This is a genomic window from Chitinophaga sp. (assembly GCF_035564935.1).
Lineage (GTDB): Bacteria > Bacteroidota > Bacteroidia > Chitinophagales > Chitinophagaceae > Chitinophaga.
Window position 1 is genome coordinate 1 of sequence record NZ_DATMTE010000724.1, and the last position, 14,181, is coordinate 14,181.

11 protein-coding genes and 1 tRNA gene are annotated in these 14,181 nt (G+C 45.7%); 5 read left to right on the forward strand and 7 right to left on the reverse strand.

Annotated features, from left to right (window positions below):
• Window positions 1–309: 309 nt before the first annotated feature.
• Window positions 310–732 (reverse strand): response regulator, encoded by a 423-nt coding sequence (locus VN105_RS18680; RefSeq protein WP_325643047.1) that lies wholly within the window; start codon window positions 730–732, stop codon window positions 310–312.
• 136 nt (window positions 733–868) lie between these two features.
• Between VN105_RS18680 and VN105_RS18685 the strand changes: the two genes are divergently transcribed.
• The 5 genes from VN105_RS18685 (at window position 869) to VN105_RS18705 (ending at window position 8,037) form a co-directional block, all read left to right on the forward strand.
• Entirely contained in the window at window positions 869–4,879 is a 4,011-nt protein-coding gene (locus VN105_RS18685; protein ID WP_325643048.1) for a response regulator, read from the forward strand.
• A 6-nt stretch (window positions 4,880–4,885) separates the two neighbouring features.
• Window positions 4,886–5,260 (forward strand): response regulator, encoded by a 375-nt coding sequence (locus VN105_RS18690; protein WP_325643049.1) that lies wholly within the window; start codon window positions 4,886–4,888, stop codon window positions 5,258–5,260.
• Window positions 5,261–5,262: 2 nt separating this feature from the next.
• Window positions 5,263–6,090 (forward strand): protein-glutamate O-methyltransferase CheR, encoded by an 828-nt coding sequence (locus VN105_RS18695; protein WP_325643050.1) that lies wholly within the window; start codon window positions 5,263–5,265, stop codon window positions 6,088–6,090.
• Window positions 6,091–6,108: 18 nt separating this feature from the next.
• Complete coding sequence (locus VN105_RS18700) at window positions 6,109–6,681, forward strand: chemotaxis protein CheB (protein WP_325643051.1); 573 nt, start codon at window positions 6,109–6,111, stop codon at window positions 6,679–6,681.
• Between the two features lie 72 nt (window positions 6,682–6,753).
• Window positions 6,754–8,037: a hybrid sensor histidine kinase/response regulator gene (locus tag VN105_RS18705; protein ID WP_325643052.1), complete on the forward strand. Its 1,284-nt coding sequence runs from the start codon at window positions 6,754–6,756 to the stop codon at window positions 8,035–8,037.
• Window positions 8,038–8,087: 50 nt separating this feature from the next.
• Here the strand turns inward: VN105_RS18705 and VN105_RS18710 are convergent.
• From VN105_RS18710 to VN105_RS18735, 6 genes are all read right to left on the reverse strand, one after another.
• A tRNA-Ala gene (locus tag VN105_RS18710) sits at window positions 8,088–8,160 on the reverse strand.
• Window positions 8,161–8,214: 54 nt separating this feature from the next.
• Complete coding sequence (locus VN105_RS18715) at window positions 8,215–8,676, reverse strand: response regulator (protein WP_325643053.1); 462 nt, start codon at window positions 8,674–8,676, stop codon at window positions 8,215–8,217.
• Entirely contained in the window at window positions 8,618–9,715 is a 1,098-nt protein-coding gene (locus tag VN105_RS18720; protein WP_325643054.1) for a hybrid sensor histidine kinase/response regulator, read from the reverse strand. Before VN105_RS18720 ends, VN105_RS18715 begins: the two co-directional genes overlap by 59 nt.
• 19 nt (window positions 9,716–9,734) lie before the next feature.
• A complete protein-coding gene (locus VN105_RS18725) occupies window positions 9,735–11,885 on the reverse strand; it encodes a sensor histidine kinase (RefSeq protein WP_325643055.1) in 2,151 nt (716 codons plus the stop codon).
• 67 nt (window positions 11,886–11,952) lie between these two features.
• Entirely contained in the window at window positions 11,953–12,603 is a 651-nt protein-coding gene (locus VN105_RS18730; RefSeq protein WP_325643056.1) for a hypothetical protein, read from the reverse strand.
• An 86-nt stretch (window positions 12,604–12,689) separates the two neighbouring features.
• Complete coding sequence (locus VN105_RS18735) at window positions 12,690–13,787, reverse strand: Rv1355c family protein (RefSeq protein WP_325643057.1); 1,098 nt, start codon at window positions 13,785–13,787, stop codon at window positions 12,690–12,692.
• Between the last annotated feature and the right edge of the window lie 394 nt (window positions 13,788–14,181).

The window sequence follows — 14,181 nt, forward strand, 5'->3', positions numbered from 1 at the left end:
GGTAAAATTTTCGACCCCTGATTTTTCAGTAGACTATCCGGTTACCCGCTCCAGGAGAGTGGCTGCAGGGCAAGGTATTGATAATAAAGGGATCCAGCCTGCAGTAAAAGTGAATTTTAATGCAACAGGATGGCTGGAAGAAGTAGTAAAACAATTTTAATGCAGCAATCTTTAAGATCTGATTAACACTTGAAGATCATTTAAATCCCATCTTTATAAAACATAAGCGTATGCACACGCATATATGAGGGTTTAAAAATAGTAACAATGGTAGAAACGCTGCCTCACAATTCCTTGTGAGGCTTTCTGCTAGAATAGCTTTTGCTGCAAAAGGTCTATCAGTATGTGTGTAAGCTCATGAAGACTGTTGGGTTTCGTCAGGAAATACGAAGCGCCCAGTTCCCTGGTTTCTTTTTTGTCCAATTCATGTGAAGAGGTGGTATAGATCACCACAGGGATATGCTTTAAATGCTGCTGCTGCCGTATTTCTGCAAGGAATTGTTTTCCATCTACCCGCGGCATATTCAGATCCACGAAGATAAGGTCGGGTACAAGATCATTGTTCAGCTTCAGCAAAGCATCCTCGCCGTTTATAGCTTCATGGTAAATGATATCAGGTGCCAGCTCTTTTAGTACTTCACCGAATATCATCCTGTCATCTATATCATCGTCAATTAAAAGTACTGAGGTATATTTACAACTATCAGGCATATCATTTTGGAATAGAGACAAATCTATGATTTTGTTGTTATTTTATTATCATTATAATTCCATTTGGTGGTACTGTTGGAACGAAATGTGCTAAAAGCCGGTGTACAACACAGTTTGCAAAACAGCACCCCGTGAAAATTAAAACAAGCTCAGGCAAATGAATAAATTCTTTATGCAGCTTCCCCTTCCCAGGAAACTGATGTTAGTTGCTGTAATACCGCTGGCGTGCCTCGTATATTTTGGTATAGCTGTATTCAATAAGCAAAGTGAAGATATAACCACCATCGATAACCTGTTGCAAAAAATTACCACTGCTACTACCATTATGAAAGTGGCGGATGAGATCCATATGGAACGCAGGAACAGCGTAAATTATGTTTTGCAAACAGGCAGCCTGAATGATCTGCTTACGCAACGCGCCAAAACGGATCTTGCCATTGATGCTGTAAGAGGCAGGCTGCTGACCAATGATAGCCGTTTCTTCCAGTACTCCCTGCTAAATACACTTGCTAAGAAGAGAAAAGATATCGACAATAAAAGCATGCCCCAACGGGAAGTGCTGGATTATTACTCCAATCTTATTTTCCGTCTCAATGACCTGGCCACCGCCAATGCCCCGGATATCCCGGTATTGAGGGCAGTGCAGCAGGATATGAATGCACAATACCTGCTGGCCCAGATGGCTGCCTACCAGGGAATGATCCGGATGGATATTTATTATTTCATGTTGAAAAAGGAGGTATGGCCGGAAGATTTTGCCCGCGTGGAAAACAATGCCGATATGTATGCCGCCCTGCGTGCAGAACTGGTAGATAAAGCCTCTCCCGCTGTATCAAAGGATTATCTCAAAATGGAGTCTTCCAACGAAATGACTGTCACCGATGATTTTATCAGGAGCACTATCGCCTCCCGGAAAATTGATACCCTGTTTAATGCGGATTCCTGGTGGGATAATTCCTCCCTCGCAGTAGATCAGCTGAAGCAACTGCAACGTTCCGTAATGGACAAAATAAGCAGGGATGCAAAAATTATCTCCAAAAAGGAAAATGACCTGAAAACCCGATACATGTTGATATTGGTGGGCATTGTAGTGCTGGTGATAGTATTTATTTCATATACCATTAAAGGCATTACAGACAGCCTGGAAATGTTGCGGGCAGCTGCAGTGAAAATTTCCAGGGGAGTACCCGGATCAGCGCCGGAAGTGCATACAAAAGATGCGATCGGCAGTCTGGCGCGTTCGTTTAACGCTATTGATCAAACGAACCAGGAGCTGGCCACCGCGGCAGACAGTATAGGGAAAGGCAACTTCAACATAGATGTGAAGCCACGGAGTGAAGATGATGTTCTTGGTAATGCAGTGGTACAAATGGCCGCCGACCTGAAAACATTCCGCTCCAATGCCGAGCAGAAAATGTGGATTCAAACAGGACTTAACCAGGTAAGTGAAACACTGCTCAGTGAAAAAGATATGCATGCGCTTAGTAAAGATGCATTAACGGATATTGTACAGTATACCGGCGCACAAACAGGGGTACTGTACGTCAGGCAGTCGGGTGAATTGTACTTATCTGCTGAACACGCGTTATCGCCTGCTCATCCGGCCCCCCAGGTTATAGAGATAGGAAAAACCTTACTGGGGCAAAGTATATCCCGGAAGGAACCGCTATACCTTACGGAAGCGCCGGATAATTTCCTGCATATTGCAGGAGCCGCCGCTTCGGCCCAACCTGGTTATGTACTTATCATTCCGCTGATCCATGCAGGTATTGCGGAAGGTGTGATAGAGATCGGTTCCCTGTTTCCGTTTAAAGAACACGTGATCGATTTCGCCAAACAGGCCGCTGTAAATATTGCTATCGCCCTGCAAAGCACCAGGAGCCGTACACGCCTGCAGGAATTGCTGGAAGAAACCCAGGCCCAGGCAGAAGAACTGCAAACGCAACACGGCGAACTGGAAAGCCTCAACGTGGAACTGGAAGCGCAAACCCAGAAACTCCAGGTATCAGAAGAGGAACTGAAAGTACAACAGGAAGAACTGATGCAGTCGAATGCGGAACTGGAAGAAAGAAGCCGCCTCCTGGAAGAGAAAAACCAGATCATTGTAGAACGTAACCTGGATATTCATAAGAAGGCGGAAGAGCTGGCACTCAGCACCCGCTACAAATCAGAGTTCCTGGCTAATATGTCGCACGAACTGCGTACACCACTTAACTCTATCTTATTATTATCAAGGCTGCTTTCTGAAAACCACGACGCCAATCTTAATGGCGACCAGGTGGAATATGCACAGGTGATCAACAGTTCAGGTAAAGGCCTGCTCACCCTGATCGATGAAATACTTGACCTCTCGAAAATTGAATCGGGTAAAATGGAACTGGAGTTCAGCCAGGTATCCATTGCAGATATATGCGGCAATATGCAGGCATTGTTTGAACCGATAGCAAAAGAAAAAGGGCTGCAACTGCAAATACACAAAGATGCCGGCGTACCCGCTACAATTGAAACAGACCAGGTAAGACTGGAACAGATACTCAAAAACCTGCTCTCGAATGCGCTGAAGTTTACCGCCAAAGGATTTGTGCGGCTGGAAGTACTGGAAGGAGAAACCCTGCAAACCATCCGCTTTGCGGTAAAGGACACCGGCATTGGTATCCCCGCAGAAAAACAACAGGTGATCTTCGAAGCCTTCCAGCAGGCAGATGGATCTACCCGGAGAAAATATGGTGGTACGGGCCTGGGGCTGTCTATCAGCCGGGAACTGGCAAAGTTGCTTGGCGGGCAGATCACCGTAAGCAGCAACGGCAACGACGGAAGTGAGTTTGTGATCACGGTGCCTATACTGCGCAAATCCGCAACGCCTGCGACCCCATCTTCCATACTGCCGCCGCCGGTAGTGGAAGACCAGGAAGCAGATCAGAAAAAAAGATTCCTTTCCGCTACCGTACCGGAAGATGTATACGATGACCGCGGACTTATTGAAACCGGCGATCCGGTGATCCTTATCGTGGAAGACGATACCCATTTTGCAAAAGCTTTGCTTGATTTCACACATGCAAGGGGCTATAAAGGGATCGTATCTGTTCGTGGCGATGAAGCAGCCGAACTGGCCCGCATCTATAAGCCTATCGGCATCCTGCTGGATATTCAGCTGCCTATAAAAGATGGCTGGCAGGTGATGGAAGAATTGAAAAGCGATCCGGCCACCAGGCCGATACCGGTGCATATCATGTCTTCCATGGAAGTAAAAAAAGAAAGCCTCCTGAAAGGCGCAGTCGACTTTATCAGCAAGCCGGTAGACCTGCAGAGCATGCAGCTGATCTTTGAAAAAATGGAATTTGTATTACAGCGCTCTACCAAAAAAGTATTGATCCTGGAAGAAAATGCCAAACATGCAAAAGCGCTGGCTTATTTCCTCAGCAACTACCAGGTAAACTCGGAGATCAGCAATAATGTGGAAGATGGTGTATCGCTGCTGCAGCAACAGGATGTTGACTGTGTGATCCTCGATATGGGCATCCCCGATCAGCGGGCTTACGAAGCACTGGAAATGGTGAAAGAAATAAAGGGACTGGAAAATCTTCCTATTATCATTTTTACCGGTAAAAGTTTATCACAGGCAGAAGAACAACGTATCCGGCAGTATGCGGATTCCATTGTGGTGAAAACCGCCCATTCCTATCAGCGTATGCTGGATGAAGTATCATTGTTCCTGCACCTGGTATCGGAAAATGCGCCGGTAGCGCAGGCGGGGAACGGGAAAATGGGGGTACTGAATGAAGTGCTGAAAGATAAAACTGTGCTGGTGGCAGACGACGATGTGCGCAATATCTTCTCCCTTACAAAAGCATTGGAAAAACACCAGATGAAGGTATTGTCGGCCATTGATGGTAAAGAAGCGCTGGAGCAGCTGAAAGGGCACCCGGTAGACATAGTGCTGATGGATATGATGATGCCGGAAATGGATGGGTATGATGCAATTGCCGCCATCAGGAAACAACCGGGCCTGAGAGGATTACCGGTAATTGCCGTAACGGCAAAGGCAATGATGGGCGACCGGGAGAAATGTTTGCAGGCAGGCGCCTCCGATTATATTTCTAAACCTGTGGATGTAGACCAATTATTGTCGTTACTACGGGTATGGTTATACGATAAATCCATGAAGTAATATATAATGGAACAGAAACTGGTATTAATTGTAGATGATGATGCCCGCAATATTTTTGCACTAAAAGCGGTGCTGCGGTCCAGGAATATCGCGTCAATGGCTGTTGGTACCGGCGCCGAGGCCATCCGGATATTGTCGGCCGCCCATTCGGTAGGCGCTGTATTGATGGATATTATGATGCCCGACATGGATGGGTATGAAACCATTGCGGCTATCCGAGGCATGCCCGGGAACAGGCAGCTTCCACTGATTGCCGTTACGGCAAAGGCCATGGTAGGCGATCGTGAGAAATGCCTGGAAGCAGGCGCCGATAACTATATTTCAAAACCGATTGATGTAGATGAATTACTGTTACAGCTACAGCAATATTTATCAGCGTAAATGTGAGCAGGAACCCGATAAGTGAACAGGAAGTATCCCTGTTGCTGAATGACGTACTGGAAAGATACGGATATGATTTTACGGAGTACGCTCCCGCCTCCATTAACAGGCGGGTAAATCACCTGTACCTGGCCGATCGTTTCCCCAGCTTTGCTGAATACCGCTACCGTATTATTTCCGACCCGGCATATGCGCTGCGGTTTGTAGAAGAGATTACGGTAAATGTAACAGAAATGTTCCGTGATCCTTCCTTTTACCAGGCATTACGTACCCAGGTATTGCCGGTGCTGGCCACCTATCCGTCTATCCGCGTATGGCATGCCGGCTGCTCTACCGGTGAAGAGGTATACTCCTTTGCCATCCTGCTTAAAGAAGCGAACCTGCTGCATAAGGCGGTGATTTATGCAACTGATATCAATGCCGGCGTATTGGAAAAAGGCCGTAAGGGAATATTCAGGCTTTCACAAATGCAGCAATATTCCCGTAACTACATAGAATCAGGTGGCCGGGAAGATTTTTCATCGTATTATACGGCCAATTATGAATATGCGAAGTTCCGGGAAGATCTTGGCCGGAAGATCATCTTCTCACCGCATAACCTGGTAACAGATGGTTCCTTTAACGAATTTCAACTGATCATCTGCCGCAATGTGTTGATCTATTTTAATAAAAAACTGCAGGACAGGGTGCTCACCCTGTTCAGTGACAGCCTGGAACAGTTGGGTTTCCTGGCACTGGGAAGTAAAGAAACACTTAACTTCACCAGTGTAACAGACAGGTTCCGGCAACTGGAGAATAAGGAGAAGATCTGGCGGAAAGTGCAGTTGTAATAACAAAACAGGTAGCCTATGAGTACAGCACCATATTTATTTGTAATAGGTGGTTCGGCCGGCGGACTGCAACCTATTTTAACACTATTGCCGGGGCTTGTTGTTCAGATTCCCGCAGCTATACTGATTGTTTTGCACCGTCAGAACCATTATGAGTCTGTGTTAACGGAATTGTTGTCTGCCAGATCCAGCCTGCCAGTAATGGAAGCGGCGGAGAAAGAACCGCTGCAGCGGGCTACCATTTACGTTGCGCCTGCAGATTACCACCTGCTGATAGAAACAGATCATACCTTTTCCCTGGATGATTCGGAGAAAGTGAATTTCAGCAGGCCAAGCATAGATGTCACCTTTACGTCCGCAGCCCTGGCCTATGGCAGCCACATGACTGCATTACTGCTTTCAGGCGCTAACACCGATGGCACGGAGGGGTTGATAGATGTACATAATGCGGGGGGAACCACCGCCGTGCAGGACCCGGCAAGTGCAGATGTGGATTATATGCCAAAGCAAGCTATCCTGCAGGCTCCTGTAGATGTTATTCTGCAGCCGCAGGACATGGCAGCCTTCATTAACCGGATGGCAGGGGTATGATTATTGAAAGGGCATTGTAAAAAAAATACAGGGGCAGTATCCCTTGCCCGCTGGTTTTAACGATTATGTTGTATGATCTTAATTGTAGATGATAAGCCGGAAAATATATTGTCTATCAGGAAAACCCTGGAGCTTTACCAGTTCGAGGTAGACACTGCGTTGTCGGGAGAGGAAGCGTTAAAAAAAATATTGAAGTACAATTACACGCTCATTATCCTGGATGTGCAGATGCCCAGCATGGATGGCTTTGAGGTAGCCGAAGCGCTGTCTGGCCATAGTAAAGCCAAAGATATCCCCATTATATTCCTGTCTGCCGTAAATAAAGACAAACGGTTCATCGTAAAAGGATACGACTCCGGTGGTATCGATTATATTACGAAACCTGTAGATCCGGATATTCTCCTGATGAAAGTAAAAACGTTTTCCCGCCTTTACCAGCAATCCCAGGAACTGAAGCAAATGCATCAGTCGCTCAAGGAAGAAGTAGAAGTAAGAAAACTCGCCCAGGAAGCCCTGATTGCACATCAGCAACAGGTGAATGATATGCTGGAACAGAAGGTAAGGGAAAGAACAGAAGAACTGAGAGAGATCAATAAATCACTGGAAGCCAGTAACCACGACCTGCAGCAGTTTGCATCCGTAGCGTCGCATGACCTGAAAGAACCATTGCGTAAAATTCAGCTGTTCGGAGCTATTTTAAGGGACCGGTTCCTGCAAACAGATCCTAACGCCCTCTCTTATATGGAAAGGATTGTAGGCTCGTCAGAACGCATGGCAAGGCTTATTAACGACCTGCTGAGCTATTCACGGTTATCCGTGGCAAGCATAAACGAAATTGCCGACTTCAATAAAATTATCCAGGAGATCCTGGTAGACCTGGAGCTGATGATCACAGAACGGAATGCGGTCATCACTGTAGAGAAAATGCCTCAGATTGAAGCGGTTCCGGGGCAAATACGCCAGGTGTTTCAAAACATCATCAGTAACGCGTTGAAATTTTCACGCAAAGATGTGCCGCCCCAGGTAAATATTTCCGCCGAAACGGTAACCGATCTGAATCCCGATAGCGCAGTCTTCGCCGGCGGCCAATACTGCCGGATCATTATCCGCGACAATGGTATTGGGTTCAATGAAAAATATCTCTCTAAAATATTCACCATCTTCCAGCGACTCCATACCTCCGATCTGTACGAAGGCACCGGTATCGGGCTGGCTATTGCCAAGAAGGTGATCGATAAGCACGGCGGCCTTATTACCGCCAGGAGCAGGGAAGGAGAGGGCGCCACCTTTATTATTGTATTGCCCCTGAAACAATCCAGGACCATACCTGCCGAAATAAGCGAAACGCTGGTCTGACGCCGGATCACCATAAAAAAAGCCCGACACTGAGTGTCAGGCTTTACGGGTGGAGGATAACGGGCTCGAACCGTTCACCTCAAACATGCCATGCTTGCGCTCTACCAGATGAGCTAATCCCCCGTTTATTGTTGTTCGGGATGCAAAAATATATTTTTTCCTGTAAACACCAACATTTTATAGAAAATCTTTGAAAATTCCTTCTACAGTTTCTTTTAAATCCTTTAACAGCAAGGGCTTTCGCAGTAATTTAACTACCATGGGATTGGCGTTGGTACGGGTAATATCCCCATAATCCAGTGAAGAAGACACCATCACGATATGGCATTGCGACTTGATCTTCTGTGGATAGGTGTCAAATGCCTGCAGAAATTCAAAGCCATCCATCTCGGGCATCTGGATATCCAGCAGGATAACAGTAGGGGGAATTTTGGGCAACGCAATGTTGGAAGACAGGAACTCCAGTGCCTTATTGGCATTTACAAATGATATCACCGTTCTGCTGATTTGTTGAAATCCGATCAACTTTTCATGCAGTAACAAATCAATCTCGTTGTCATCAATCAATATGACTCGCAGGTCAGGTATCGAATTCATTTCTGTTAGGGATGGTAATTTCAAATTGGGTGCCTTCGCCATATTTGGACTCTACGTTAATGGTGCCACCTATTTTACTAAGCGCTTCCTTAACAATATACAAGCCAATACCACTACCAGGTTTATTATTATTTTTGGACCGGAAAAACATTTTGAAAATATTGTTCAGATGCTCACTTAAAATTCCGATACCATTATCACGTATGCAGATGGTGGCTTTATGCGGTTCTACTTTAACAGACAGGTTAACCATCGGGTTGGTTTCCTCCGGTTTCTGGTACTTAACAGCATTTGAAATAAGATTGTTTAAAATAACGCTGATCCTGAAGGTATCGCCCCTGAAATCCACTGCCTGATCCACATTGGTCTGAAAAAGGATCTGGGTGTTCTGCGGTTTGAACGCAGTAATGCAGTCGTTCAGCAGTGTATTGAAATCAATTCTTTCATACTCTACTTCCAGCCGGGAATTGCGGTAGTACTCAATGATCTTCTGGATAAAATCATCCAGCTTTAATACACAGGTTTCTACCATATTCATATAACCGTTGGGGTCTACTATCGAATTATCCAGCCTGGATAAATTGATAATACCCAATACAGACATCAGCGGGGAGCGGAGATCGTGGGAAGTGGAGTAAATGAAACGGTTCAGTTCATCATTTGTTTTCTCCAGCTCTTCTATCTTTTCGCGGAGTTGTTTTCGCGTACGGTATATTTCGTAGGCATTGTTGATGGTTTTATGCAGCTCATGCTCATCCCAGGGCTTCTTAATATAGGAATAGATATGCCCTTTGTTAATGGCGTCTATAATATCTTCCACATCGGTATAACCAGTCAGCAAAATACGCATAGGGTCGGGTAGCGTATCCTTTATCTCGTTGAAGAACTCCACACCGGTAGATACCGGCATCTTCTGATCGGCAATGATAATATGCACCATGATCTCTTTCAGCAGCAGTTTACCCTCCTGCGCTGAAGTAGCCGTGTAAATTTCATAACTTCTGCGGAAGCTTGCTTTGAACGCATTCAGGTTATGAATTTCATCATCTATGTATAATATTCGTATGCGGTTTTCTTTCATTAAAAGACCTTATGGTTAATTACGATAAATGATTTGCAATACTAAGAGGTAAATATATAATAAATTCCGCTCCTTCGCCAGGGGCCGAATGCACGATAATCCTGCCTTTATGCTTCTCTATGATACTGAACACAATAGATAATCCCAGCCCGGTGCCTTCCCCTACATCCTTAGTGGTGAAGAAAGGATCAAAGATCTTTTCCCGCACAGCCTCGGACATACCTGTACCCGTATCCTCTATGGTGATAACAATGAAGTTGTTTTCCTGTTTTGTTTTTATGGAGATAAATTCGTTGTGATGTTCTTTCTTGGTTTTAATCGCATTCAGGGCGTTGCTGAAAATATTCATGAACACCTGGTTTATTTTACCGGCATAGCACTCCACTTTTGGCAGCTCCGCATAATCTTTTACAATGTTCACATAAGGAGGAATGGCATTGCGCAATAATACCAGCGTGGAGTCCAGCCCTTCGTGGATGTCGATGGATTTCACCTCGCTTTCATCCAGGCGGCTGAAAGTACGCAGCCCTTTCACTATTTCCGCAGTACGTGTAGCGCCGTCTTCTATCCCTTTAATAAGGGAGGAAATTTCCTCGTGGATATAATCAATATCAATCTCTTTCTTGAACGCCGCAATATCTGCGAGCGACCTGGATATATCCGTGCTTCCAGGTAATTCGTCATAACGGTTCAACAACTCTTTCAGATCGGCAATATCCAGTTTCAACGGCTTGATATTGGACGTAACAAAGTTGATCGGGTTGTTGATCTCATGAGCAATACCGGCCGTGAGCTGACCCAACGACGCCATTTTTTCTTTTTCCACAAGCCGGGTTTGAGCATCTTTAAGGTTCGTTAACGCTGTGTTCAGTTCCAGGTTGGTGGCCTGCAGATCTTCAGTTCTGTCTTTTACTTTACTTTCCAGGATGATGTTCTGTTCCCTTACCAGTCTTTCATTTTCCTGTGATATAGCCAGCGCCATTTGCTGGGATGCTTCTTTTTCCGCTTTGAACACATTGATCTTGTGTGCCAGGGCAAAGGACAGTAGCAGCACTTCTATACCCGAACCGATCTGCAGCGCATAGTAGGTAAAGTTGTTGTAAGGCAGCACGTTAAAATTGCGCAATACAAAAATGATCACGCTGCTCAGGAATACAGACCAGGCCAGCAGGAAGTAACGGGCATCTTTTACGCCTTTCAGGCTGATGCGCCAGGCAACAACAAAAGCCATCGACGACGCCAGGAAAGCATCTATCTGCACAAATATCTGCGCAAAAGTATACATGTTCAGGAAAGTAGGGATCAGGCAAAGGAGGTACAGTATATTCACTGCATTCATCAGCCTGTGCCCAAGCCGGTAATTTACTTTGGTAGACAGGAACTTCTGTATAAACGTAAGCGCGGCAAGCCCGTTGAATACAGGTACCAGCACCGTTGCATGCATGGCCAGCCACGGGCTGTGGGGATACAGGAAACGGAACGAATATCCCTGCAGCGTTACCTGGGTAAGGCCCACACAAATGATGTAGCTTACATAAATAAGATAGCTGTTGTCGCGGGTAGATATATAGATGAAGAGGTTATAAAAAGTCATGGCCAGGATAACACCCACGTATATACCAAAAATGAGTTCCCGTTTGTTGTTTTTGTCATAAATGCTTTCGGGCGTACCCAGGTAAATGGGAAGCTGCAATTGTTCTCCGGCCTTCACTTTAAGGTAAAACTGCCGCGTTTCATTGGGGAGCAGGTGCAGGAGAAACTGGTAGTTCTGGTGGTCGTATCCCCGGTTTTTATAGTCAGTAAATTCTCCCAGCCGGGTTTGTTTAATGGCGCCGTCAGGCATCAGTTCATACAACGTGATGTCATCAATGATCGGGTACTCTACTTCCAGCAACAGCTTCTCCGCTTTCGACTGGTTGTTGATGGAAAATCTTGCCCACTGTGTATATGGAGTGATCTGCAGGTTAGGTACATCCTGGCCGGAAACCCTGAAAGGCTGTGCAGGAGCAGAGGCAATGGTGAGCGTATCTGCCTTGTCGGTATACAGCTCCAGGTAGCTGCCTATCTGTAACAGCGATTTGGTGTTTTTAAATACAACAGGTTGGGCCGTTGCATGAAACAGGGATATCAGGGTAAAGATTGACCATAAACCTACAATCTTATACAGCATCACGAAATAGATTAGTTATCAGGCTTGAATTTATGTGTTTTTTCAGAAATACCGTCCCCTTAATTGCTTACAGGGCGGAGTGGGCATGTGTGGGAATCCGGAGGTTGTAGTTTACCTCATAGGAACCCTTCGGGCCTACTTCTATTTTGGATTGTATAGGATTTTCACGCAGATCTGAAATCAGTAGTTTCTCTTTCGGATCAGCATGAGGCAGATTAAAACAATCATTGATCACCATTGCAGTAGCCAGGAAATCGTCTTTCGGGTAAAAGAAAGTACCCTTGTTACCCAGCTCCTCATCAATAACAAAGCCAACACGTTTCCCCACACGTGTGGTAATAGGCGCACACAACACGCGATAGCTGTCTATTGGCAACTGTGCGCACAACACAACGCCTACTCTTGCCAGTACCTGGCTGCCGATCCCCATTCCGGCCACTTCCTTGGAATTCCACATCCCGCAGAGTTCAGCACTGCCCTTTTTTACGAAAGAATATATTTTTGGATCGTATTTACCTATCGCCGTTTCAATGGGCAGAGGCAACACGCCGTCGGCAAGCTGTACGCGTGCCCCGCCATATGTTTTGGTACGTGTATCGTCCTCTACTATGATCACTATAGTATTCTCGTGCTGCATCCAGTCGGCGTTGCCGGAGGTTACCTGGGCGATGCCGAAATATATTTCCAGCAACCTGAGGTGACCGGTATAAAATCTCATACAAGCCTCAGGATCATCCGGAGCCCTAAATACCCTTACATTAATCATGACATTGCGGAATAGCGCTTATACAAGGCATAAGTATGTTAAACAATCAGCTGCTCAAAATCTATATAATACCTGCCTGAACTCTTTAACTGATCCAGGGCTATGCGACGGCATGTATCAGCCACCAGGGCTCCGCCCAGCACAACTGAAGAGGCCAGCTGGGGCCAGGTGGTAATGGTTTTGCCAATCTCGCCCAGGGAGTACTTCATCCTGGCCGAAGCATTTTCAAGGGCCAGCATGGGGCTGAAAACCGGCAGCTTCTCAGCATCCGTCAGCCCTTTTAAGGTGTCGATATCCACCTCCGGTATCAGGCCGTGCATCAGTGGCCTGTCCGGCTCAAGATCAAAACGCTCAATATCTATCATTCCCCGGTCGTTCATTTCCATCACAACGGGGATCTTCAGGGATTTTGCCTTTATCCGGCTCAGTATTTTAATATCCACACCATCGCACTCTTCCACGAAAATATCCAATACCCCATCAGCGGTAAAGAAATCGTCCATATTGGCCTCTGTCATACCATCCCCGTAGATCTTTACCTTGATAAAGGGATCCAGCTCTGCAATTTCACGGGCAGCTATCACCACTTTGGGTACCTGCAGGTTATGCACCCCGCAACGGATCCTGTTCATATTGGTTAGTTCCAACCGGTCAAAATCGGCCAGCCTCAGCTCACCACAAATACGCTCCATCACCAGGGTCAGCGCAATCGACTGCCCTACAGATAAGCCAACAATGCCAATTTTCTTCTTTGACAATACGGCAATTTCTTCGGCTGTGATCTTATGCTGGTTCCTGCTGGTACGCAATTCAATAAACTCAGGCTCATTTACAATATGTACCACCTGGCCGTTCCACGGATAATACACCCATACCCCAAATTCTTCCGGGGAAACCCCGTTGAGGTAGGCCTGTACTTTTTCCTCGTATTCCGCTGCAGTCAAGCGCTTAGTAGGATTCCTGATTTTCATCAGTTCCTTCAGCTGGGAATCGATATGGTCGTTAATGCGTAGGTGCGGACGGGTTTTCAAAAGGCTTTCGAAGGACTGACGATCTTTTGCGTCTTTCAAATCATAAAAAACAGGCTTGTAGTCATTGCTCTCATCCTGTTGTTTCCTGAGGTACTCTTGTATCATGTTTCCTGCTTTATCGAGGTTGGACCAGGTTTGCTTGCACTGGATTACGCTATATTATCATTATCGTTGTGTAAAGCAATTCCTGTTGCTCTTTAGTATTAGCTTAAATATTAATTATAATGTGATCGGTTATTACGTTGGCGTATTGGCGGGTTAATGAACAGGTCTATGTTTGCCTGCCAGGCCCGGGATAAATATATCTGGCATCACACAATTAACTACAACTCATCACTGTAATCAAGATATGAATGTAAGGTAAAATAGTAATTTAATATGAAAACAAAGTAAAAGTTTTCCTTTATTTTGATATTAAATTCCTGTTTTTATACTTTTACCTTAGTTTTAATATTACTTTTCATCTCCTCCCACCAGTGAGATTTGGTTTAATATTTGC